Origin of the sequence: Kitasatospora sp. NPDC056531, assembly GCF_042794375.1 — a bacterium.
Taxonomy (GTDB): Bacteria; Actinomycetota; Actinomycetes; order Streptomycetales; family Streptomycetaceae; genus Kitasatospora.
Genome location: NZ_JBHTTU010000002.1, coordinates 349,695 through 372,989, shown reverse-complemented (window position 1 = coordinate 372,989; position 23,295 = coordinate 349,695). Strand labels below are relative to the sequence as shown.

At 71.5% G+C, this 23,295-nt stretch carries 18 protein-coding genes and 1 tRNA gene; 8 read left to right on the top strand and 11 right to left on the bottom strand.

Features of this window, described 5'->3' with window-relative positions:
* Positions 1 to 13: 13 nt before the first annotated feature.
* Entirely contained in the window at positions 14 to 1,147 is a 1,134-nt protein-coding gene (locus tag ACFQ87_RS04400) for a hypothetical protein (protein ID WP_380609047.1), read from the bottom strand.
* Between the two features lie 73 nt (positions 1,148 to 1,220).
* Between ACFQ87_RS04400 and ACFQ87_RS04395 the strand changes: the two genes are divergently transcribed.
* Both ACFQ87_RS04395 and ACFQ87_RS04390 read left to right on the top strand, forming a co-directional pair.
* On the top strand, positions 1,221 to 2,459 hold the full coding sequence (locus tag ACFQ87_RS04395) for a plasmid pRiA4b ORF-3 family protein (RefSeq protein ID WP_380609046.1): 1,239 nt from the start codon (positions 1,221 to 1,223) through the stop codon (positions 2,457 to 2,459).
* Positions 2,460 to 2,754: 295 nt separating this feature from the next.
* Positions 2,755 to 3,300: a Uma2 family endonuclease gene (locus ACFQ87_RS04390; protein ID WP_380609045.1), complete on the top strand. Its 546-nt coding sequence runs from the start codon at positions 2,755 to 2,757 to the stop codon at positions 3,298 to 3,300.
* A 15-nt stretch (positions 3,301 to 3,315) separates the two neighbouring features.
* Here the strand turns inward: ACFQ87_RS04390 and ACFQ87_RS04385 are convergent, their stop codons facing one another.
* Entirely contained in the window at positions 3,316 to 4,359 is a 1,044-nt protein-coding gene (locus ACFQ87_RS04385; protein WP_380609044.1) for an alpha/beta hydrolase family protein, read from the bottom strand.
* 27 nt (positions 4,360 to 4,386) lie between these two features.
* Positions 4,387 to 5,298 carry a zinc-binding dehydrogenase gene (locus tag ACFQ87_RS04380; protein WP_380609043.1) on the bottom strand — a complete coding sequence of 304 codons (912 nt, stop codon included), beginning with the start codon at positions 5,296 to 5,298 and terminating at the stop codon, positions 4,387 to 4,389.
* Positions 5,299 to 5,530: 232 nt separating this feature from the next.
* On the opposite strand from ACFQ87_RS04380, the gene ACFQ87_RS04375 reads away from it, so the two are divergent.
* Positions 5,531 to 6,565 (top strand): LysR family transcriptional regulator, encoded by a 1,035-nt coding sequence (locus tag ACFQ87_RS04375; protein WP_380609042.1) that lies wholly within the window; start codon positions 5,531 to 5,533, stop codon positions 6,563 to 6,565.
* Here ACFQ87_RS04375 and ACFQ87_RS04370 read toward each other — a convergent pair.
* From ACFQ87_RS04370 to ACFQ87_RS04360, 3 genes are all read right to left on the bottom strand, one after another.
* Entirely contained in the window at positions 6,480 to 7,688 is a 1,209-nt protein-coding gene (locus tag ACFQ87_RS04370; RefSeq protein ID WP_380609041.1) for a serine hydrolase domain-containing protein, read from the bottom strand. The two genes, ACFQ87_RS04375 and ACFQ87_RS04370, sit on opposite strands and share 86 nt — an antisense overlap.
* Positions 7,689 to 7,783: 95 nt before the next feature.
* Positions 7,784 to 8,740, bottom strand: coding sequence for a hypothetical protein (locus ACFQ87_RS04365; protein ID WP_380609040.1), 957 nt, complete (start codon positions 8,738 to 8,740; stop codon positions 7,784 to 7,786).
* A complete protein-coding gene (locus ACFQ87_RS04360; RefSeq protein WP_380609039.1) occupies positions 8,737 to 9,255 on the bottom strand; it encodes a SigE family RNA polymerase sigma factor in 519 nt (172 codons plus the stop codon). Before ACFQ87_RS04360 ends, ACFQ87_RS04365 begins: the two co-directional genes overlap by 4 nt.
* A gap of 141 nt (positions 9,256 to 9,396) precedes the next feature.
* Between ACFQ87_RS04360 and hrpA the strand changes: the two genes are divergently transcribed.
* Both hrpA and ACFQ87_RS04350 read left to right on the top strand, forming a co-directional pair.
* A complete protein-coding gene (gene hrpA / locus ACFQ87_RS04355; protein ID WP_380609038.1) occupies positions 9,397 to 13,389 on the top strand; it encodes an ATP-dependent RNA helicase HrpA in 3,993 nt (1,330 codons plus the stop codon).
* 106 nt (positions 13,390 to 13,495) lie between these two features.
* Positions 13,496 to 13,569 (top strand) — tRNA-Asp (locus tag ACFQ87_RS04350).
* Positions 13,570 to 13,928: 359 nt separating this feature from the next.
* Here ACFQ87_RS04350 and bldC read toward each other — a convergent pair.
* Together bldC and ACFQ87_RS04340 are read right to left on the bottom strand one after the other, a co-directional pair.
* The gene (bldC, locus tag ACFQ87_RS04345) at positions 13,929 to 14,135 is read right to left on the bottom strand and encodes a developmental transcriptional regulator BldC (RefSeq protein WP_014137253.1); all 207 of its coding nucleotides are present in this window, start codon (positions 14,133 to 14,135) and stop codon (positions 13,929 to 13,931) included.
* Positions 14,136 to 14,622: 487 nt separating this feature from the next.
* Entirely contained in the window at positions 14,623 to 15,525 is a 903-nt protein-coding gene (locus ACFQ87_RS04340; RefSeq protein WP_380609037.1) for a hypothetical protein, read from the bottom strand.
* A gap of 207 nt (positions 15,526 to 15,732) precedes the next feature.
* Here ACFQ87_RS04340 and ACFQ87_RS04335 point away from each other — a divergent pair, with 207 nt between their 5' ends.
* Entirely contained in the window at positions 15,733 to 16,890 is a 1,158-nt protein-coding gene (locus ACFQ87_RS04335) for a Glu/Leu/Phe/Val dehydrogenase dimerization domain-containing protein (RefSeq protein ID WP_380609036.1), read from the top strand.
* A 383-nt stretch (positions 16,891 to 17,273) separates the two neighbouring features.
* Entirely contained in the window at positions 17,274 to 17,525 is a 252-nt protein-coding gene (locus ACFQ87_RS04330) for a DUF3073 domain-containing protein (protein ID WP_380609035.1), read from the top strand.
* Positions 17,526 to 17,704: 179 nt separating this feature from the next.
* Here the strand turns inward: ACFQ87_RS04330 and purM are convergent, their stop codons facing one another.
* The 3 genes from purM to ACFQ87_RS04315 form a co-directional block, all read right to left on the bottom strand.
* Positions 17,705 to 18,790 (bottom strand): phosphoribosylformylglycinamidine cyclo-ligase, encoded by a 1,086-nt coding sequence (purM, locus tag ACFQ87_RS04325; protein ID WP_380609034.1) that lies wholly within the window; start codon positions 18,788 to 18,790, stop codon positions 17,705 to 17,707.
* Positions 18,791 to 18,929: 139 nt separating this feature from the next.
* On the bottom strand, positions 18,930 to 20,513 hold the full coding sequence (gene purF / locus ACFQ87_RS04320) for an amidophosphoribosyltransferase (RefSeq protein WP_380609033.1): 1,584 nt from the start codon (positions 20,511 to 20,513) through the stop codon (positions 18,930 to 18,932).
* A gap of 377 nt (positions 20,514 to 20,890) precedes the next feature.
* Entirely contained in the window at positions 20,891 to 21,769 is an 879-nt protein-coding gene (locus tag ACFQ87_RS04315) for a diacylglycerol kinase (RefSeq protein ID WP_380609032.1), read from the bottom strand.
* Between the two features lie 126 nt (positions 21,770 to 21,895).
* Here ACFQ87_RS04315 and ACFQ87_RS04310 point away from each other — a divergent pair, with 126 nt between their 5' ends.
* Positions 21,896 to 23,179 (top strand): adenylosuccinate synthase, encoded by a 1,284-nt coding sequence (locus ACFQ87_RS04310; RefSeq protein WP_380609031.1) that lies wholly within the window; start codon positions 21,896 to 21,898, stop codon positions 23,177 to 23,179.
* Positions 23,180 to 23,295 lie beyond the last annotated feature (116 nt).

Genomic DNA, 23,295 nt, shown 5'->3' with positions numbered 1-23,295 from the left:
CGTGCGGGTGGCGTCAACCGCGCAGCACCCGGTCGTCGAGTCTGCGCAGCAGGCCGGGCAGGTGCCGGTGCTCCTCACGGAGCGCGGCCAGCCGCTGCCGGAACTCAAGGCCGCGTCCGACGTGGTCACAGGCGTCTCGGAGCTCGACCAGGAGGGCCACGGCGACGTCGTAGCGGGCCGTCTGCTTACGCGCGACATGGTTCTCGACCTCGCGCCAGATCGCTTCCTCGTTGGTAGCCAGGGCGGTCAGCTTCTTGGCCCGGGCCTCGAATCGAACCCGCTCGGCACCCTGCTGGCGCTCGGTAGCCAGCGTGTGCGCAGCGTCCAGCAACTCGGCGGCGGAGCGCTGCCCCGGCACGGTCGCGACGGGCGGCTCGCCGCGCAGGCGGCGCAAGAGTTCGGCTCCCAGCTGAGGCTCACCCCCCAGCGCGAGACGCAGTAGGAGGCCGTCCTTCTCCTTCTCAGGAAGCGCGGCGATCAGTGGTGCCAGCTCCTTCTTTCCGGGCCTCCTCCGAGGCTCTGGGGCAGGCGGGCTGGCTTGGGCGGCGACCGCGAGCAGGTCAGCGTCGACACGCAGGAAGTCCGCGAACGCTCGCTGCGGTGCGGTGAGCCGGTCGAGCCCAGCCGGGACCGGGGGCTCGACTACTTCCTGGTAAGCCTCCTCGTCGTCGTCCTGCAGCGCCCAGGCGCCGATGGCGGACAGCCACGCGAGGTACAGGGCGCGGTGATCCCCGGAGACCAGCTCGGCCCGTACCCCGGCGATGGCACCGAGCGAGTCCTCGGCGCCCTCCTCCCAGTCCCCACCCTCGTCCTCGCTGCGTAGGTCCAGGACGAGGTGGGTCTTGGTCGTCCATGCCTCGACGCACTCGTCGAAGCAGTACGGCTCCAGCGCCCGCAGCGTGAGCTGCCCCTTGGGCACGCGCAGGATCACCTGATGGGTGCCCCAGTTGGTCAGGTAGAGGTGAGCGTCGTAGTACTGCTCCACCATCCGCCTCGGATCACCGCGGAAGTTGCCCCACTGATATTCGTTGGTGAAGCTGGTCGCGGTGATCCGGGCTCGGGTGGACAGCGCCCGCAGTTGCTCCTGCTCGTCGCTGGTCAGCGGCCGGTCGATCGCCAGGAACTCGTAGTACTGGTACTCACTCATCGCTGCGACCCTAGCGGGACCCCCGACCCCTGATGATGAAATCCGCCAAGCCCGAGGCAGACAGGAAGCGCTGATGGAACCCGAGCAGCCACGCACCGTCGAGCAGATCCGAGGTCTCGTCAGCTGGATCGACCCGGGACGCAAGCTCACCCAGACGGGCAAGGTCACCCTCGCGGATGCGCGGGCCCTGGTCACTCTCCTGGAGACCAGCGACACCATCGACCCGGCCATCGGCGGCAGGACCTTCAAGACCAAGTCCAGCCAGGAGCTGTATCACCTGAACCTGCTGGTGGAATGGGCCAAGGCGGCCCGGCTGCTGCGGGTCGCGAGCGGCCGCCTGGTGCCCGTCAAGAAGAACGCGCGCCTACTGGAGGACCCCGAGCGCGTCCTCGACGCGCTGTTCGAGGCCCTGCCGCGCATCGGCGAGGCGGTGCTGCCCTCCGGGTGGCTCGGCTCGATGTTCGCGGAGGAGTACCCGGCCGGGCTGCGGGCGGTACTGACGAGCCTCTACGCCGCCGACCTCCCGGTGCCGGAGCAGAAGCTGCGGACTGCGGTGTGGGAGACACTGTCCGGGTTTTTCGTCCTCGACGACCTTCCCGAGGACCGTCTTCGCCTCCTGCGTCAGAGCAACGACCGCGACGTGGACCGCCTCCTCGCTGCGCTCAGGGGCCTCGGGGCCGCCCAGCAGACTGGCAAGTCCGTCACTCTCACCTCGGCCGGCCGTCAAGCCATGGCCCGGCTCCGCGGGGAGCTACGCGCTGGTGACCCGGTCTACGAACTCCGCGTCCAGCTCTCCGACGTGAATCGGCCTTCGGTCTGGCGTCTCGTCCAGGTACCGGCAGGCATCCGCCTCGACAGGCTGCACCAGGTCATCCAGGCCGCCATGGGCTGGCAGAACTGTCACCTGCACGCGTTCAGCGCGAACGGCGTCCAGTACGGACGCCGCTCCGGTGAACTGGACTTCGCGGACGAGACCACCGCTGTCCTGGACATCCTGGTCAAGGAAGGTGGACACCTCGATTACGACTACGACTTCGGCGACTCGTGGGAGCACCGCATCACCGTCGAACGCCGGATGACAGCCGAGGCCGACCACCACTATCCCGCCTGCGTGGACGGCGCCGGAGCCTGCCCACCTGAGGACTGCGGAGGCCCGGGCGGGTACGAGGACCTCAAGCGAACCCTCCTGGACTCCACCAACCCGGAGCACGAGGACCTGCTTCGCTGGCTCGGTCTCAAGACAGCAGCCGACTTCGACCCGGCCCACTTCGACCTGCACGAGATCAACCAGCAACTGCGCACCCTCGACTGACGAGCACAGCCTGATCCCGAGACTCCGGGTGACGCCAACGCTGACGCCAACCGCCGTGCACGATGACGTCCGAAGCCGCACTTCTGCGGACGGCGGAAGCGCTCAAATCAGGACACTCCAACGCCCCGGCTTGGCCTGAAAAGCGGAAGGTCGCCGGTTCGACCCCGGCCCTGGCCACAACCGGGAAGCCCCCGTAGCGAATTCGCTACGGGGGCTTTCGCCGTTCCGGACGACCGGGTCCCGACTACGCTGGGTGTCCGACACCGGCGGATTCGGTTCAGGAGGCTTCGCGCTCATGACCCCGGAACACTTCGAGTTGCTCGAGGAAGCCCGCAGGAGCCTGCCCGACGGCTTCAAGGTCGAGCTCTCGGGCGACACCATCACCATGATGGTGAGCCCCTCCGGCATCCACCAACGCAACCTCCTGGTGATCCGCCGGCAGTTCGACGCCCACGCCCCGGCCGGGCTGTTGCCGAGCGAGAACACCGATCTGGTCTCGCCCCAGGTCGGCAAGAGCCGCAACCCCGACCTGACGTACGTTCCGGACGAGGTGCTGGCCACGACCGACAACCAGCTGCCGGCCGAGCTGGCCGCGATCGCGGTCGAACTGGTCTCGCCCTCCAACCCCGAGAACGACTGGGTGGCGAAGCTGCGCGACTACCCGCTGATGCGCATCCCCCTGTACTTGCTGATCGATGCGAGGGAGAAGAGCGTCACCCTGTTCAGCCGGCCGGATGACACCAGGTACCACCGGCGCGAGGACGTCGCGTTCGGCGAGACGCTGCACATCCCGGACCCCTTCGACTTCGAGCTGGTCACCGGGGCCCTCCTGCCGTACTGACGCACTCCTGGGCCGTCAGGCCAGCCGGGCGGCGAGCCAGTCGGCGGTGGCGGGGAGCCAGTCGGGGAGGGCGGTGCCGAGGAGGTGGTTCCCGTGGGGGACGAGGAGCAGCTCGGCGTTCGGGGCCTCTGAGGCGAGGGCGGTGGCGTTGGTCACGCCCGGGATGCGGTCCTCGCCGCCCTCGACCACCAGGAGCGGGAGGGTGATCACCGGGGCGAGGGCGGTCAGGTCGACCCGGGCCGCGAAGGCGCGGGCCTCCTCGGGGCCGCCGCAGCGCTGGGTGAGGGTCTCGGTGACGAACGGCACCAGGTGCTCCCAGTCCAGCTGGTACGGGCCGCTGACCGTCACCGCGGCGCGCAGCCGCGGCTCCCGGGCGGCGGCCGTCGCGGCGTAGTAGCCGCCCAGGCTGAGGCCGATCACGGCGGCGCGGGCGAGGTCCAGGCCGTCGTGGTGGGCGATCGCGTCCAGGGCGCGGCCGACGACCCGGTGGTAGTCCGGCTCGGGCACGCTGGTGGCGGCCAGGACGCCCTGGCCGGGCCCGTCGATCGCGAGCACCGCGACGCCCCGGGCCAGCAGGGCCTCGGCGACCGCGTGGAACTCCTCCTTGCCGGAGTCCATCCCCGGCACGACCACCACCACCGGGGCTTCCCCCGCCGGGGCCGGGCGGCGCAGCCAGCCCGCGAAGCCCTCGCCCTCCACCCGCTCCGCGGTCGGCTCCAGCAGCGCCAGCGCCCGCCGCATCGCCGCGTCGGCCTCGGCGGCGAGCCGGGCGGCGCCGGCCCGGTCGGGGTGCGGCAGCAGCCCCGCGACGTGGAACCAGCGGGCGGCGTCGCGGTAGGCGGTACCGGCGGTGACGGTACGGCCCTCGGCGGCGGCGCGCTCGGCCACGGAGGCGTACCGGCGCCCGGCGGCGGCGAAGGCGGCCGGCCAGTCGTGGAGGGAGGTCAGCGGGGCGGTCACCCGGGCGTACTCGTACGGGTCCAGGCCGGCGCCGTGGGCGCGGGGGCGGTTCGCCTCGATGAAGGCGGGCAACTGGTCGGGGGTGTCGAGGAAGGACACGGTGGGGATTCCTTTCCGGAAGGGGGTTCAGGCGACGGTCAGTACGGCCTTGCCGCGGATCCGGCGCTCGCGCAGGTCGGTGAGCACGGTGGCGGTCTGCTCCCAGGGCGCGATCCGGCCGAGCTCCGGGGTCAGCCGGCCCTGCTCCGCCAGGCGCACCAGGGTGGCCAGGTCCTCGCCGTCGGACACGTCGGAGTCGGCGTAGTGGAAGTGCCGCAGGGTGGCCGACTCGGGGCCCTTGAAGAAGTCGAAGAAGTCGAGCGTGGCGGGCGTCCGGGAGGCCTGGCCGAACCAGATCAGGGTGCCGCGCCGGGCCAGCCGGGCCAGCGCGAGCGGCAGCGCGGCCCCGCCGGTGGACTCCAGCACCAGGTCGTACGGGCCGCGCGCCGCACCGAGCTCGTGCAGCACCTCGGCCGCCCCCAGCTCGGCCAGTCGCCGACCGCGTTCCGGGGAGGCGGTGACGACGGTCAGCTCGGCCCCGGCCGCGGCGGCCAGCTCGGTGAAGTAGTGTCCGACCCCGCCGGAGGCCCCGGTCAGCAGCACCCGCCGCCCGGCCAGCGCCCCGGCGGCCCGCAGCAGCCGCAGCGCGGTGAGGCCGGCCAGCGGCAGCGCGGCGGCCCGGACGGCGTCCAGGCTGTCGGGCAGCTCGGCGAGCGAGGAGGTCGGCACGCACACGTACTCGGCCCACCCCCCTGCCGGCGGATGGCCGACCACCCGCCGGCACGCCCCGGGCCCCGACCCGTCGGCGGCGGCCTGGACGACCAGCCCGGCGACGTCCTTCCCCGGCCGCCACCCGGGCCTGGGCGCCTCCAGCTGGAACGTCTCCCCCCGGTTCACCGAGAAGGCCTCCACCTTCACCAGCGCCTCCCCGGCCCCCGGCCGCGGCTGCTCCACCTCCGCGAACCGCACCGCCCCGCCCGCCGCCACCAGCGCCTTCATCCCCGCACTCCCTCCGCTCGATCGGATCCCCAGCTCACCGCGCCCGCCACCGACCGGTCCAACAACCGCCGACGGCCGACGACAACCGACGGTTGTCGGACCAGGAGGAAGGGGGTGCGACGCACGGCCGAGAGTCGCCGAACACCGCGAGCGCGCCACCCACGGCGCCTCCCGCTCCGCCCCGCCCCCGGCGGGCAACCCCCGCCCCTCCTCCACCGCCTAAGGTGCCCGGGTGGATCTGGATCTGGCGCAGGTGCGGGCGTTCGTCGTCACGGCCGAGGAGTTGCACTTCGGGCGGGCGGCCGGGCGGTTGGGGATCAGTCAGCAGGGGCTGTCGAAGCGGGTGGCCCGGTTGGAGGCGGCGCTCGGGGTGCGGTTGCTGGAGCGGGACGCCCGGGGGGTGGGGCTGACCGGGGCGGGGCGGCGGTTCCTGGAGCCGGCGCGGCGGGTGCTGGCGCAGGGCGAGCGGGCGGTGGCGTCCGTGCAGGGGGCCGGACGGCCGCTGCGGGTGGATGTGTGGGGGCACCTGTACGCGCCGATGCGGACGCTGGCGCGGGCGGTGGACGCGGCGCCGGGGCTGGAGGTGGAGCCGGTGCCGGGGCGGGATCTGCCCGCGGTGGCGGGGGCGTTGCTGCGCGGGGAGTCGGACGCCGGGTTCGGCCGGGTGCACGCCCTGCCGGACGGCGCCGACGCCGGGCTGACGCACCGGCTGGTCCGTCTGGAGCCGGTGGACGCCCTGCTGTCCGCCGACCATCCGCTGGCCGGCCGCGACACCCTGAGCCCGGCGGAGCTGCGCGGCAGTGTGCTGCGCTATCCGGCGGCGGTGGACCGGCTGGACTTCCTGACCCGCTTCGCCGCCCGTTTCGGCATCACCGACCGGGTCGGCTCGACCAATCTGGGCCTGGAGCACTTCGTCGAGCAGGTCCGGGCCGATCCGACCTGTTTCTCGCTGGTCCCCGCCGACGGCCCGCTCCCCGACCGCCCGGGCGTCCGTACCGTCCCGCTGGCCGGCCCGACCCCGCTCTACGCCTGGTCGCTGCTCTGGCGGGCCGACCCGGGCACCGACCCGCACCCCCGGCTGGAGCAGCTGCTGGAGGCGTTCACGACGGAGGCGGCCCGCAGCCGGTGGCTGGAGTACGATCCGGCCCGCGACTGGCTCCCGGACGCCGACGAGGCCGCGCTCACCCCGCCAGGGCCTGGTACGCGAGCACCTCGAAGTCCCGCGCCACCGCCGGTGGGGCGGGGTTCTCGAACATCCGCTGGGTGAGCAGGACACCGGTCAGCCGTTCGGCCGGGTCGTTGAACCACACCGTGCCGAGCCCGCCGTCCCAGCCGTAGCGGCCGGGCGCGGCGAGGCCGGTGCGACTGGTGGCGACGGAGACGCCGAAGCCCCAGCCGGTGAGCTCATCGCGCCCCAACAGCGGTGCGGAGTAAGCGAGTTGGACTGCGTTGAGGTGGTTGGTGGTCATCAGCTCGACGGCCGGCCGGGAGAGGATCCGGACGCCCCCGGCGCCCTCGCCGCCGGCCAGCAGCATCCGGGCGAAGGCGAGGTAGTCGTCCAGCGTCGAGACCAGGTCGCCGCCGCCGTCGTCGAGGCGCGCCTGCCGGGTCCAGGCACTGTCGGCCGGGTCGTCGTACGGGACGAGCCGGCCGCTCGCCCGGTCGCGCACGTACTCGACCGGGAGCCGGTGCAGCTGGTCGGCGGGGACGGTGAAGCCGGTGTCCCGCATGCCGAGGGGGTCGAGGACGCGCTCGCGCAGCACCTCGCCGAGCGGCTTGCCGCAGGCACGCGCGAGCAGGATGCCGAGGACGGTCGAGCCGGTGTGGTAGTGCCAGCCCGCCCCCGGCTGGTGCAGCAGCGGCAACTCGCCGAGGCGGCGCAGGAATTCGTCGGGCTCGGGGTAGTCCGTCCGGGGCGGCCGGACGTCGACGCCACGCTCGGCCGTCGCCCGGGCGATCGGCGCGGACGGCGGGAGCATCGCGAAGCCGTAGCCGAGCCCGAAGGTGAGCAGGTCGCGCAGGGTGATCGGCCGGACGGCGGCCTCGGTGTCGTCGAGCTCGCCGTCCGGACGGCGCAGCACCCGCCGGTCGGCCAGCTCGGGCAGCAGGTCGTCGACCGGGTCGTCCAGCCGCAGCCGGCACTCCTCGACCAGGGTGAGCGCGGCCACCGCGGTGACCGGTTTGGTCATCGAGGCGATCCGGAAGAGGGTGTCCCGCCGCATCGGGGCGCTGCCGGCCGTGTCCAGGCTGCCGAGCACCTCGACGTGGAGGTCGCCGTCCCGGGCCACGGCGGCCACCAGGCCGGGCACCTGGCCCTGTTCGACATGCCGGGACAGGACCCCGTGCAGCCGGCCCAGCCGGCCCTCGGACAACCCCTTCGCGCCGCTCATCGGCCACCGCCTCACCCGTCGTTGACGTCATGTCACCCACCGGCGTCCACTGTGGCGCACGGCACCGACAGTCGGGGGCGGGAAACGGCGGCGGCTCAGTCGGTGCGGAGCCACTGGTCGGTGGTCCGCACGACCGAACCGTCCGCGGCGTAGGCGGTGAAGGTCTTGGCGTCGGAACCCGGCTTCGCCATGATGCCGTACCAGCGGAGCGTGGAGTCCCCGACCGCGACCGGCACCACCTCGGTGGAGCCGCCGGCCTTCCAGGTGATCACGACCTTCGCCACCTCGGGCCTGACCCCTTCGATCACCACCGGTGGCAGGCCGGACTTCTTCCCGTCCTTGAGGCCGAGCGACGCGCCCGCGCCGGCGACTCCCCCGCCCTGCGGCCCACCGGGCTCGTCGATCACGTGCACGGAGTCGTCCGCCTGCCGCTTGCCGTCCACGGTGTAGTAGAGGTTGGCCAGGTCGTAGTGCGGGACCCAGTTGCCGGCGTCGTCCTGCGGGATCAGCGACGGCGGGTTCGGGTTGCCGGTGAGCCGCTCCGCGCGCACCAGCTCGTCCTGCCGGAGGGCGCCCTGCAGGGTGGTGGGGCCCGGCCACTCGGCGACCCAGGCCTGCCAGGTGTGGCCGTTCACGGTGCCCTCGCCGACCTTGACGCGCATCGGGGTGAACGGGTCCCGCGCGGCTCCGGCCGGGGCGCCCGAGGCGGCCGGAGCGGCTGCCGTGGCCGAGGCGGACGGCGTCTCCGAAGGCGTCCCGGGGGTGGCGGAAACCGCAGCGGTGGAAGGGACCGCCGTGGAAGGGCCGGCCACCGCCGCCAAGGAGCCGTCCGTCGCCCGCCCGTACCCGCCGAACGCCGCGCCCGCCCCGGCCACCGCGACGACCGTCGCCGCGGCCGCCGCCCCGGTCAGCAGCCGCCGGCGCCGCAGTCGGCGGCGCCCGCCGGCGACCAGCCGGTCGTACGGAACGGCCCCGATCTCGACGCTCCCGGCCAGGTCGCCCAGCCCGTACGACGCCGCGGCCTCGGCCCCGGCCATGTCCTCGTTGCTCATCTTCCGCCTCCGATGGTCGTCAGCCCGTTGAGTGAGGAAGCCTCCCGGAGCTTGGCCAGCCCCCTGGCCGCCTGGCTCTTCACCGTCCCGACCGAGCAGCCCATCGCCGCCGCGGTCTGGGACTCGCTGAGGTCCTCCCAGTACCGCAGGACCACGGCCTCGCGCTGGCGCGGCGGCAGGGCGGCGAGCGCGGCGAGCAGCACGGCCCGGTCGTCCGGGTCGGGCCCGCTCGGCGCGGGCCGTTCGGGGAGGGCGTCGACCAGGTGCTCGGTCGGTCTGCGCCGGAACCGCCGGGCGTGCTCGTTGATCAGGATCCGGCGCACGTAGGCGTTCGGGTCGTCGGCCGCCCGGACCCTGCCCCAGGCGACGTAGGCCCGCTCCAGCGCCTGCTGGACCAGGTCCTCGGCGCCGTACCGGTCCCCCGCGAGCAGATACGCCGTCCGCAGCAACCGTGACCACGCACTGCCGGTGAACGCCCGGAACTCCTCGTCCCGTGCGGTCTTCTGGGCTCCCATGAGCACCTCCTCAACCCCCCAGAGCCCGGAACCCCCGCCGACCGTTGCCCGCCGTTCGCGATTCCGCGCCGGCGGCTGTGACACTGGAGGGGCTCGAAAACCGAGGTGCGCTCCGCCGTGCCTCCTTGCGAACCTAGAGGGATGCCCGCAGTGAGTTCTCCCGTAGTCCAGTCCGCCCCCGCACCCGCCGAGGGTCCCGGAATCGGTGAGCTGGCCGCCCGCCTGCCCGAGCTGACCCTGCGCGACGAGGTGCGGCTCGGGCGCCGGCTGGAGGGGGCCCGCCGGGTCCGCAAGCCCGAGGCCCGGCAGAAGATCGCCGCCGAGATCGCCGCCGACATCGACCGGGCCGAGCTGCTGGTCGAGCAGCGCCGGAACGCCGTCCCGGAGATCAGCTATCCCGCCGAGCTGCCGGTCAGCCAGAAGAAGGACCACATCCTGGAGGCGATCCGGGACCACCAGGTGGTGATCGTCGCCGGTGAGACCGGCTCCGGCAAGACCACCCAGATCCCGAAGATCTGTCTGGAGCTGGGCCGCGGCGTGCGCGGCCTGGTCGGCCACACCCAGCCGCGCCGGATCGCCGCCCGTACGGTGGCCGAGCGCGTCGCGGAGGAGCTGAACAGCCCGCTCGGCGAGGCGGTCGGCTGGAAGGTCCGGTTCACCGACCAGGTCGGCCAGGACACCCTGGTCAAGCTGATGACGGACGGCATCCTGCTGGCGGAGATCCAGACCGACCGCGATCTGCGACAGTACGACACCCTGATCATCGACGAGGCCCACGAGCGCAGCCTCAACATCGACTTCCTGCTCGGCTACCTCAAGCAGCTGCTCCCGCGCCGTCCTGACCTCAAGGTCGTGATCACCTCCGCGACCATCGACCCGGAGCGCTTCGCCCGCCACTTCGGCGACGCCCCGATCGTCGAGGTCTCCGGCCGTACGTACCCCGTCGAGGTCCGGTACCGGCCCGTCCTGGAGGAGGACGAGGACGGCGACGAGGCCGACCGCGACCGCGACCAGGTCCAGGCGATCTGCGACGCCGCCCAGGAACTGCAGGACGAGGGCCCGGGCGACATCCTGGTCTTCCTCTCCGGCGAGCGCGAGATCCGCGACACCGCCGACGCCCTCACCAGGCTGAAGCTGAAGAACACCGAGATCCTGCCGCTGTACGCCCGGCTCAGCTCGGCCGAGCAGCACAAGGTCTTCCAGCGCTCGCGCAGCCGCCGGATCGTGCTGGCCACCAACGTGGCCGAGACCTCCCTGACCGTCCCCGGCATCAAGTACGTGATCGACCCGGGCACCGCCCGGATCTCCCGCTACAGCCACCGCACCAAGGTGCAGCGGCTGCCGATCGAGGCGATCAGCCAGGCCAGCGCCAACCAGCGCAAGGGCCGCTGCGGCCGCACCTCGGACGGCATCTGCATCCGGCTGTACTCGGAGGAGGACTTCCTCTCCCGCCCGGAGTTCACCGACGCCGAGATCCTGCGCACCAACCTGGCCTCGGTGATCCTGCAGATGACGGCGGCGGGTCTCGGCGACATCGCCGCCTTCCCCTTCCTGGACCCGCCGGACTCCCGCAACATCAAGGACGGCGTGCACCTGCTGCACGAGCTGGGCGCGCTGGACCCGGAGGAGAAGGACCCGCGCAAGCGCCTGACCCAGCTCGGCCGCAAGCTCGCCCAGCTGCCGGTGGACCCGCGGATGGCCCGCATGGTGCTGGAGGCGGACCGCAACGGCTGCGTGCGCGACGTCATGGTGATCGCCGCCGCGCTCTCCATCCAGGACCCGCGCGAGCGCCCCGCCGAGAAGCGCCAGGCCGCCGACGACCGGCACCGCCGGTTCAACTCGGAGACCTCGGACTTCCTCTCCTACCTGGCGATGTGGCGCTACGTCCGGGAGCAGCAGAAGGAGCTCTCCTCCTCGGCCTTCCGCCGGATGTGCAAGGCCGAGTTCCTGAACTACCTGCGGATACGGGAGTGGCAGGACGTCTACACCCAACTGCGCACCGTCGCGAAGCAGTTGGGTGTCACGATCGAAGAGGATCCCACCCGGACCGGCGGTCACGAAGGGGAGCCGGACGCGGACCGGATCCACCAGTCGCTGCTGGCCGGCCTGCTCTCCCACATCGGCCTGTTCGACGTGGAGAAGCGCGAGTACGGCGGTGCGCGCGGCGCCCGCTTCGCGGTCTTCCCGGGCTCCGGCCTGTTCAAGAAGCCGCCGCGCTGGGTGATGTCGGCCGAGCTGGTGGAGACCTCCCGGCTGTGGGCGCGGATCAACGCCAAGATCGAGCCGGAGTGGGTCGAGCCGCTGGCCGGCCACCTGATCAAGCGCAGCTACAGCGAGCCGCACTGGGAGAAGAAGGCCGGCGCCGTCCTGGCGTACGAGAAGGTCACCCTCTACGGGATGCCGGTCGTCGCCCAGCGCAAGGTCAACTACGGGCGGATCGACCCGGAGCTCTGCCGTGAGCTGTTCATCCGCAACGCCCTGGTCGAGGGCGACTGGGAGACCCACCACAAGTTCTTCGCCGAGAACCGCAAGCTGCTCGGCGAGGTCGAGGAGCTGGAGAACCGGGCCCGCCGCCGGGACATCCTGGTGGACGACCAGACCCTGTTCGACTTCTACGACGCCCGGCTGCCCGACGACGTCGTCTCCACCCGGCACTTCGACTCCTGGTGGAAGAAGGCCCGGCACGAGCAGCCGGACCTGCTGAACTTCGAGAAGTCGATGCTGATCAACGACGCCGCGGACGGCGTCACCGAGGCCGACTACCCGGACTACTGGCAGCAGGGCAAGCTGCGCTTCAAGCTGACCTACCAATTCGAGCCGGGCAGCGACGCGGACGGCGTGACCGTCCACATCCCGCTCCCGGTGCTCAACCAGGTCACCGCGGAGGGCTTCGACTGGCAGATCCCCGGTCTGCGGGAGGAGCTGGTCACCGCGTACATCAAGTCGCTGCCGAAGGCGGTCCGGCGCAACTTCGTCCCGGCACCGGACTTCGCCAAGGCGGCGCTGCGCCAGGTGAAGGACCGCCAGGAGCCGTTGCTGCCGTCCCTGGAGCACGCCCTGAAGCGGCTGACGGCGGTCACCGTGCCGCCGGAGGCCTGGGACGACGAGCGGGTGCCGGAGCACCTCAAGGTGACCTTCCGGGTGGTGGACGGCCGCCGCAGGCTCGCCGAGTCCAAGGACCTGGAGGAACTGCGGCTGAAGCTCAAGCCGAAGCTCAAGGAGACCCTCTCCTCGGCGGCCTCCGGCCAGGGCATCGAGCAGGGCGGGCTGACCGCCTGGCCGGCCGGGCTGCCGGTGCTCCAGCGCACCTTCGAGCAGCGCTCCCGCGGCCACTCGCTGCGCGCCTACCCGGCGCTGGTGGACGAGGGCGCGTCGGTGGGCGTCAAGCTGTTCGACACCCCGCAGGCGCAGGAGCAGGCGATGTGGGAGGGCACCCGCCGGCTGCTGATGCTGACCGTCAACTCCCCTGCCAAGTCGATCCAGGGACGGCTGGGCAACCAGGCGAAGCTGGCGCTCTCGCACAGCCCGCACGGGTCGATCACCGCGCTGTTCGAGGACGTGGTGTCGGCCGCGACCGACCGGTTGATGACCCTGGCCGGCGGCCCGGCCTGGGACGAGGCGGCCTTCGGCAAGCTGCACGACAAGGTGCGCGCGGACCTGTACGACCTGTCCGCGGACACCACGCTGAAGACGGCCACCGCGCTGATCGCCTTCCACAAGGCCTCGACCCGGCTGAAGTCGGTGAGCAGCCCGGTGCTGCTGAACGCGGTGAACGACATCCGGCTGCACCTGGCCTCGCTGGTGCACCCGGGCTTCGTGACGGCCACCGGCTGGCAGCGGCTGCCCGACCTCAAGCGCTACCTGCTGGCGGTGGACCGCCGGCTGGAGGCGCTGCCCAACCACCCCCAGCGGGACGCCCAGCAGCTGCTGAAGGTCCAGCAGGTGCAGCAGGCGTACGGGGAGCTGCTGGCGGCGGTGCCGGCCGGGCGGCAGCCGTCCGAGGAGGTGCGGGCGATCCGCTGGATGATCGAGGAGTTGCGGGTCAGCTTCTTCGCCCAGTCGTTGGGCACGCCGAGCCCGGTCTCGGAGAAGCGGATCATGAAGGCGATGGACGCCGCGCGGGCCGCGCTCTGAGCTGCAGGTGGGCCTTCAGGAGCCAGTTCGACCTGGGGGCCCACCATGGGCTACGATCTGTCTTGTTCGCAGCGCGGCAAGCGAGTGAACGAGATCAGAAAACTCTGGTCCCGTGGAGCAGTTGGTTAGCTCGCCACCCTGTCAAGGTGGAGGTCGCGGGTTCAAGTCCCGTCGGGATCGCCGCAGTGCGAGAGGCCCGGAACCGTCAGGTTCCGGGCCTCTCGCCTTTTCGTCGTCCGGTTCCTACCCCGGATTAGGCATAGACCACAAGTGACGGACCGTGTGACCGTCGTCACCCACTCCCTCCGGAGATCGGCCCCGGAGCGGCCTCTCGGAGACCGCACTAATTTAATATGTAAAATTGCACTGCTATTCACTGTAAATCCCCCCCGCCCCATGCGCATCAAATCGTTATGTGGAGTTCAACATTCCGACAGGCCTGAAGGGATCCGGAAGCCGACCCCCGGGCACGACAAAGGGGCCGCTAACCGGACCCGGCGGAGTCCGGTTAGCGGCCCCTTTAAAGAGCCTTTGGCCTATCAGGCCTCAGTGCGCTGAGCGGGAATCCCGGCCAGCAGAGCGCGCACCTCCGCCTCACGGTAACGGCGGTGACCGCCGAGCGTGCGAATCGACGTCAGCTTGCCGGCCTTGGCCCAGCGGGTAACCGTCTTCGGGTCCACGCGGAACATGGTGGCAACCTCTGCCGGCGTCAGCAGCGGCTCAGCATCAGGGGTACGAGCGGTCATGAGCGGCCTCCTCGGGAGAACCGAACCAGGGCGGTTCTATCCTTCAAATTCTGCACCTTGGCCCGCGATGCCCGAAATGGCATAGACGGGCCGAGTCGGTTATAGGACGAACGGCTTGTCCTGGTGTCTACAACTACACCATCCGTCCAGCCCTATCGACCAAACCGCCAAAATTGACCCCTCACGGGTTCAAGGCCGACGGATGGCGATGGACCACCCCATAACGGACAGTCACACGGCAGTGACGTCCGGTTACGAAGGGACCAGACCCTCCATTTCCCCGCAAAGCACGCATCGACTCCAGAACCACCCAAAAGTGGGCATGCTCGCGTGAAGTTGGGCTGGTTGTCCCATTTTTGCACATAGGGGTAAGTTCGCGTCAACGGTGAGTAGTGTCACGTTCGACAGCTATTGACCCGAACCAGGACCTTGGTCATCGGCGTCGTGGACCAAAGACCCCTCACAGTCATACACGGGCGATCGGACGTCAGTTCGCGTACCGCAGCGCCTGCACCCGGCTCCACCGCACCGTCAGCTCCCCGTACACGCGCAAGGCCTCCGCGGTCTCCCCCGCCCGCAGCGCGCGCAGCCCCTCCTCCAGTTCCCCCGCCGAACGGTCCGCCAACAGCCGCTCCGGCCCCAGCAGATGCACCAGCCCCCCGTAATCCAACTCCACCAGCGAGCGCGGGTGGAACTCCTCCAGCCACCGCCCGACCTGCTCCGCCCCCCGCACCAACTCCCCGTCCGGCACCCCCTCGCGCAGCGCCCGGAAGGCCCGCGCCACCCGCCGCCGCGCCTGGGCCATCGGCACCAAGTAGAACAGCGACGCCGGCCGCCCGCGCTCCCCCGCCGTCCCTTCCACACCCACGTCGCCCGGCACGAAGCACCGGTCCTCGTCCCCGAACGGCAGGAACCAGCGCACCGGCACCTCCCACCGGCTGGTCAGGATCCACGGCCGGGCGTCCGGGTGCTCGGCCCGCCAGTGCTCCCGGTCCGCCTCGGCGGCCGCCCGGGCCACCGGCGGCACCGCGGTGTCCAGCAGGGCCACCGGAGCCCCCGCCTGCAGTTCCTCCAGGGCCTGCCAGCTGCGCAGCCTGGTCGCCCACGGGCAGACGTACAGTACGCGGTCCACCACCCGCAGGTACGCCCGCCCGCTCTCCCGCTCCGGCAGTGCCCGGGGCGTCCGGGCGGCCAGCTCCGCGAGCGCCTCCCGCTGCTCCTCCAGCACCGCCTCGGCCACCGGCTGCGCCGCCGCCACGGCGTCCGGTCCGTGCTCCGCCGCGTACGCCTGCCAATGCGCCCGCTCGGGCTCCGGGTACGCGGCCAGCGGCTCGTAGACCCGCAGGTGGGCGGCGTAGGGCGGCTGTACGGAAGTGCGTACGACGGTCACGTCCTGCATGGTCGCACGCGCCGCCCGGCCCCGGGAGGGCGCGCCCCGGAACCGTTCGCGCCCGCACCGCACACCCCCTGCCATCTCACCCCTCGGACAACCGGCACAAGCTCGGACAAGAGGGCGGATCGGCGGCCCGCTCACGACTACTCTTCGCCTTAGGCGCCCGCACCACAGCAGCGGGCCTTCGATACTGGAGTCACCACAGTGACCGACGTACAGACCCCCGCCACGCACTCCGCACCCGGCGTGCTCAGCAGGATCTTCCGTACCGAGCAGGACGGCGCCCCCGGCGACGGCCACGAGCAGGTCGTCCTCTGCCACGACCGTAGCTCCGGACTCAAGGCGATCATCGCCATCCACTCCACCGCGCTGGGCCCGGCCCTCGGCGGCACCCGCTTCTTCCCGTACGCCTCCGAGGAGGCGGCCCTGGAGGACGCGCTGAACCTGTCCCGCGGGATGTCCTACAAGAACGCGCTCGCCGGGCTGGACCTCGGCGGCGGCAAGGCCGTCATCATCGGCGACCCGAACAAGGACAAGAACGAGGCGATGCTCCGGGCCTACGGCCGCTTCGTGGAGTCCCTGCGCGGCCGTTACATCACCGCCTGCGACGTGGGCACCTACGTGCAGGACATGGACGTCATCGCGCGCGAGACCGAGTTCGTGACCGGCCGCTCGCCCGAGCACGGCGGCGCCGGCGACTCGTCGATCCTGACCGCCTTCGGCGTCTTCCAGGGCATGCGGGCCTCCGCCCAGGCCCGCTGGGGCCAGCCGACCCTGCGCGGCAAGCGGGTCGGCGTCGCGGGCGTCGGCAAGGTCGGCCACTACCTGGTCGGCCACCTGGTCGCGGACGGCGCCACCGTCGTCGTCACCGACCCCTTCGAGGCCGCCGTCAACCGCGTGCGCGCCGCCCACCCGGAGGTGGAGGTGGTCGCCGACACCGCCGCCCTGCTCCAGGCCAAGCTGGACGTCTACGCCCCCTGCGCCCTCGGCGGTGCGCTGACCGACGCCACGGTCGCCGCGCTCGGCGAGTTCGGCACCTCCGTCGTCTGCGGCGCGGCCAACAACCAGCTGGCCCACCCGGGCGTCGAGAAGGACCTGGCCGACCGCGGCATCCTGTACGCCCCCGACTACCTGGTGAACTCCGGCGGCGTGATCCAGGTCGCCGACGAGATCGAGGGCTTCAACTTCGAGCGGGCCAAGAACAAGGCCACCAAGATCTTCGACACCACCCTGGAGATCTTCACCCGGGCCGCCTCCGACGGCATCCCGCCGGCGGTCGCCGCCGACCGCCTGGCCGAGAAGCGGATGCGCGAGATCAGCGCGCTGCGCACGGTCCTGCTGCCGCGCGCCCGCCGCGCCTGATCGGACCCGGTGCGGTGATCGGATGCGCGGGGGGTTCCACCCGATGGCCCCCCGCGCATCACGATGTGGAACCGGATTCTCACTTCTCCGCCCGAACGGGTGATCCGAGGTCCCCCTTGGGGGGATAATCAGTCTTGGAACAACGGACCTCAGACACCTCCGGACAGCGTGCAAATCGCCGCAAAACCTCCCCTGACCTGGGAAGACCTGGTCTCGGGTGCAGTCGGTGCGCGCCACGTCACACCGACGACGTACCGTCCAGCGGCGGAAACAGGTACCGTTAATGCTCCAAGGGACGGTCCTCCCATTCGGGCAGGCCGGTCCTGATCATGAACACGTGTCAGACTCGGGGCCGTGAGCCCCATCGTTGAGGGGGTCGACCCATGGGGCGCGGCCGGGCCAAGGCCAAGCAGACGAAGGTCGCCCGCGAGCTGAAGTACAACAGCGGCGGGTTCGACGCTAACCGTCTGTCCAACGAGCTGGGCGTATCGCCGTCCACGCCTTCGATCGAGCCGGAGCCGATCGAGGAAGAGGACGACGACCCGTACGCGGAGTACGCCGCCCGCTACGCCGTCGACGACGAGGACGACAACGAGCCGGGCACCGGGCCGTCGCAGGCCTCCCGCCGCTCGTAATCCACAGCTTCACCGGACCGGTCCGGGCGCCCTGGGCGCCGGGCCGGTCTTCGGCGTTCCCGAGCACCGTCCGTGCCTTCCCGCGTCCGGGGACCACGTCCGGGGCGCAAGAGGGCCCCTCCGGCGCACCGGAGGGGCCCTCCCACGGTCGGGGGCGGATCAAGCCCGCCTCAGCCCGCTCAGCCCGCCGTGAAGCCCTCGTAGGCGCTGTAGAGGGCCGCGCCGCCCTCGTGCTCGTCGGTGCGCTCGACGATGTCACCGAGCAGCCAGGCCTCGACGCCGCGGTCCTCCAGCAGCGACAGCACCACGTCCACCGAGTGCGGCGGGACGACGGCGACCATGCCGACGCCCATGTTGAGCGTCTTCTCGATCTCCAGGGTGGCCACCTTGCCGACCTCGGCGACGGTGCGGAAGACCGGCAGCGGGGTCCAGGTGCCGCGGTCCAGGCGGGCGTGCAGGCCGTCCGGGATGACCCGGGCCAGGTTGGCCGCCAGGCCGCCGCCGGTGACGTGCGAGAAGGCGTGCACCTCGGTGGCGCGGATCAGCGCCAGGCAGTCCAGCGAGTAGATCCGGGTCGGCTCCAGCAGCTCCTCGCCGAGGGTGCGGCCGAACTCCTCGACCTTGCGGTCCAGCTTCCAGCCGGCCTCGTTCAGCAGCACGTGGCGGACCAGCGAGTAGCCGTTGGAGTGCAGGCCGGAGGCGGCCATCGCGATCACCACGTCGCCGGCCCGGACGCGCTCGGCACCCAGCAGCGCGTCGGCCTCGACCACGCCGGTGCCGGCACCCGCGACGTCGTACTCGTCCGGGCCGAGCAGGCCCGGGTGCTCGGCGGTCTCGCCGCCCACCAGGGCGCAGCCGGCCAGCGCGCAGCCCTCGGCGATGCCCTTGACGATCGAGGCGACCCGCTCCGGGACGACCTTGCCGACGCAGATGTAGTCGGTCATGAACAGCGGCTCGGCGCCGCACACCACGATGTCGTCCACGACCATGCCGACCAGGTCGTGGCCGATGGTGTCGTGCTTGTCCATGGCGGCCGCGATGGCCACCTTGGTCCCCACGCCGTCGGTGGCCGAGGCCAGCAGCGGCCGCTCGTAGTTCTTGAAGGCGGAGACGTCGAAGAGGCCGGCGAAGCCGCCGAGACCGCCGACCACCTCGGGGCGGTTGGCCTTCTTCACCCACTGCTTCATGAGCTCGACGGCGCGGTCGCCCGCCTCGATGTCGACACCGGCGGCGGCGTAGGTGGCGCCGTTCTGGTTGGTGGTCACTGCGTGCGGCCCTCTCGGGTCTGGTGGGGGTGGTTCGTTGCAGCGGAGGGGGGCGTCGTCCGCGGACGACGTCCCGACCGCGTCCCCGGGGCGGGAACAGCGGTGGGGCCCCGGTTCGCGGGACCCCACCGTGGGCTCGTTACGGGCGGCGCAGCGCGTCGGCCGCGCCCGCCCCGCCGAGCAGCGACTGGACGCCGTCCAGGTCGCTGCCGCTGGTCGGCTTGCCGCGGACGGCGGGCGGCTGCTGGCCGCCCTTGATCTCGGCCTCCAGCAGGAGCTTGCCGAGCAGCGCCGGGTCCGGCAGCTCCATCGGGTACTCGCCGTCGAAGCAAGCCCGGCAGAGCCTGTCCTTGGGCTGCTTGGTGGCCTCGATCATGCCGTCGATCGAGATGTAGGCGAGCGAGTCGGCACCGAGCGTGCGGCCGATCTCCTCCACCGTCATCCCGTTGGCGATCAGCTCCGCGCGGGTGGCGAAGTCGATGCCGAAGAAGCAGGGCCACTTCACCGGCGGCGAGGAGATCCGGATGTGCACCTCGGCGGCGCCCGCCTCGCGCAGCATCCGCACCAGCGCGCGCTGGGTGTTGCCGCGCACGATCGAGTCGTCCACGACCACCAGACGCTTGCCGGCGATGACCTCGCGCAGCGGGTTCAGCTTGAGCCGGATGCCGAGCTGGCGGATGGTCTGGCTGGGCTGGATGAAGGTGCGGCCCACGTAGGCGTTCTTCACCAGGCCGGAGCCGTACGGGATGCCGCTGGCCTCGGCGTAGCCGATCGCGGCGGGGGTGCCGGACTCGGGGGTCGCTATCACCAGGTCGGCCTCGACGGGGGCCTCCTTCGCCAGGCGGCGGCCCATCTCCACGCGGGAGAGGTGCACGTTGCGGCCGGCGATGGAGGTGTCGGGGCGGGCCAGGTAGACGTACTCGAACACGCAGCCCTTGGGCTTCGCCTCGGCGAAGCGGGAGCTGCGCATGCCGTTCTCGTCGATGGCGATGAGCTCGCCGGGCTCGACCTCGCGGATGAAGGAGGCGCCGCAGATGTCCAGCGCCGCCGTCTCGGAGGCGACCACCCAGCCGCGCTCCAGCCGGCCGAGCACCAGCGGGCGGATGCCCTGCGGGTCGCGGGCGGCGTAGAGGGTGTGCTCGTCCATGAAGACGAGCGAGAAGGCGCCCTTGACCTGGGGCAGCACGACCTTGGCCGTCTCCTCGATGGAGAGGTCCGGGTGACCGGCCAGCAGGGCGGTCACCAGGTCGGTGTCGTTGGTCGCGGCGGTCCGGCCGGAGCGGGAGACGTGCTCCTCTCCGGGCAGTTCGGCGACCATGGCCGCCAGTTCGGCGGTGTTCACCAGGTTTCCGTTGTGCCCGAGGGCCAGCGAACCGTGCACGGTCGCCCGGAAGGTCGGCTGGGCGTTCTCCCAGACCGAGGAACCGGTGGTCGAGTAGCGGGCGTGTCCGACGGCGATATGCCCGTGCAACGACCCCAGCGAGGCCTCGTCGAAGACCTGGGAGACGAGGCCCATGTCCTTGAAGACGAGAATCTGGGAGCCGTTGCTCACTGCGATGCCCGCGGATTCCTGACCGCGGTGCTGCAGGGCGTAAAGGCCGAAGAACGTGAGCTTGGCGACCTCCTCGCCGGGAGCCCAGACACCGAAGACGCCGCAAGCGTCCTGGGGGCCTTTCTCGCCGGGAAGAAGATCGTGGTTGAGTCTTCCGTCACCACGTGGCACGCCTTCGAGTCTAGGGCAGTTGGCACAGGCTTCCGGAACCCGGGACTGGGGGTTTGTCCGGCGGTCTCGGAGTAACGCGCGTAGACAAAACGAAGTAACGCGCGTAGACAAAACCCCTTACGGGCTGGGGATTTCGGGTGGGGGGAATTCCGGCGGATGGCGGTTGGCCTTGTGGTTCGCGCCCGTTGGGGAGTTCGGTGCGCAGTTCCGTGCACGGAGCGGTGGTTGTCGGGGCGGGAGCGAACGTGAGCCTGCTCACCCGGGGTTCAGCCGGGGTTCACGCGGGGCCCCCTCGGCGGGTGCCTTGTCGCGAGCCTGTGCGCGAGCCGTCACTTAAGCCTTCACTTAAGCCTTCACGCGCGCCTGTGCGCGAGTCCTCACGCGGCCGGCAGCAGCAGCCCCCAGGAGCCCGGGTGCACCGTCCAGGTCCGGGCGCGGACCGGCCCGACCGGATGGCCGTCCGCCTCGTAGCCGAAGCCGCGCCCGACCACCGAGACGCTCGCCGCCCGGACGCGCACGAGGGCACCGGACGCGCGGACCACCACCTCCAGCACGCCCGTGCCGCCCGCCGGGCCTGCCGCCGCGCCGCCCGCCGGGCCGTCCCCGCCGCCCGACAGGGACAGCTCGACCAGCCGGACCGGCCGGTGCACGTCCGCGAGCAGCCGGCCGTCCGCCTCGACCCGGACCCGGGGGCTGTGGTCGGCGGCCTCCGGGGCGAGTGCGTTCGCCTGCTCGGCCGCAGCCAATTTCGCCCATAGCGAACGCCAGCCGCCCGCGCGGCCCACCAGACGGCGGGTGGCGCCGCCCGTGATCCGCACCCCGCCGAGCGCCACCCCGCCGCCGTCGTCCACCAGCAGGTCGAAGGCGCGCGGCGCACCCGAGAGCACCGCCCGCGCGGCCCGCACCGGCTCCCCCGGCACCCCGAGCGCCCGGGCCGTCGCGAGCTCCTCCGCACGCCCAACCGGAACCATGCCCACCGGATCGGCGCCCAGCTCACGGTGGCGATGCAGGGCCTGCAGCACCCTCTGCAGGGCGAGATCGGAACCGATCACCACCGGTCGCCGCCGACCCCGGTGTGAAAGCACCCGGTCAAGTTCGGACGGGCTCTCCGGATAGACCACCTTGACGTCCGTACCCCCGCAGAGCACGTCCTTCGCGATCCGCACCGACTCGCCGTCGGTCCGCCGGGCCACCGGGTCGAGGAGCAGCAGAATCGGCTCGGGGCCGCTGGTTGCAGGCGTGGACAGGGACGACACGACCGGTCCTTCCTCAGGTAATCTCTCGGTGCAAGAGCCCCTTGCGCCATTGCGCCAGGGGCTTCGTCTATCTCGGGGCAGACAGCGGCCTACGCAGGATGCCCCAACCGGAAGGGGTGTACGCCTGTGCCGGCACTCGTGCTCGTTGGCGCTCAGTGGGGAGACGAGGGCAAGGGGAAGGCCACCGACCTCCTCGGCGGCTCCGTCGACTACGTCGTCCGCTACCAGGGTGGCAACAACGCCGGTCACACGGTGGTCATCGGTGACCAGAAGTACGCCCTGCACCTGCTCCCCTCCGGCATCCTCAGCCCGAACGTCACCCCGGTGATCGGCAACGGCGTCGTGATCGACCCGGCCGTGCTGCTCTCCGAGCTGGCCGGTCTGAACGAGCGCGGCATCGACACCTCCAAGCTGCTGGTCTCGGGCAACGCCCACCTGATCACGCCGTACCACCGCACCCTGGACAAGGTCACCGAGCGCTTCCTCGGCAAGCGCCGGATCGGCACCACCGGCCGCGGCATCGGCCCGACCTACGCGGACAAGATCAACCGCGTCGGCATCCGGGTCCAGGACCTGTTCGACGAGTCGATCCTGCGCCAGAAGATCGAGGCGGCGCTGCACGACAAGAACCAGATCCTGGTCAAGCTGTACAACCGCCGCACCATCCCGGCCGACCTGGTGGTCGAGGAGTACCTGGGCTACGCGGAGAAGATCAAGCCCTTCCTCGCCGACACCACCCTCGTCCTGGACGAGGCGCTCAAGGCGAACAAGGTCGTCCTGCTGGAGGGCGGCCAGGGCACCCTGCTCGACGTCGACCACGGCACGTACCCCTTCGTGACCTCGTCGAACCCGACCGCGGGCGGCGCCTGCACCGGCGCCGGCATCGGCCCCACCAAGATCGACCGGGTCATCGGCATCCTCAAGGCCTACACCACCCGCGTCGGCTCCGGCCCGTTCCCGACCGAACTGTTCGACGAGGACGGCGAGGCGCTGCGCCGCATCGGCGGCGAGCGCGGTGTCACCACCGGCCGTGACCGCCGCTGCGGCTGGTTCGACGCCGTCATCGCGCGCTACGCGACCCGGGTCAACGGCCTCACCGACTTCTTCCTCACCAAGCTCGACGTGCTGACCGGCTGGGAGCAGATCCCGGTCTGCGTCGCGTACGAGATCGACGGCCAGCGGATCGAGGAACTCCCCTACAACCAGTCGGACTTCCACCACGCCAAGCCGATCTACGAGACGCTGCCGGGCTGGAACGAGGACATCAGCAAGGCGAAGACCTTCGCCGAGCTGCCGAAGAACGCCCAGGCGTACGTGAAGGCGCTGGAGGAGATGTCCGGCGCGCCGATCTCCGCCATCGGCGTCGGCCCGGGCCGGGACGAGACGATCCAGATCAACTCGTTCATCTGAGCCTGACCGCTTCGAGGGCCTCGCGGGACGCACCGTCCCGCGAGGCCCTTCGCTTTGCCCGGCGACGCGCAATTTGCACCAGTACAAACATCCATTGCCTCTAGTGCAAAGTCGCG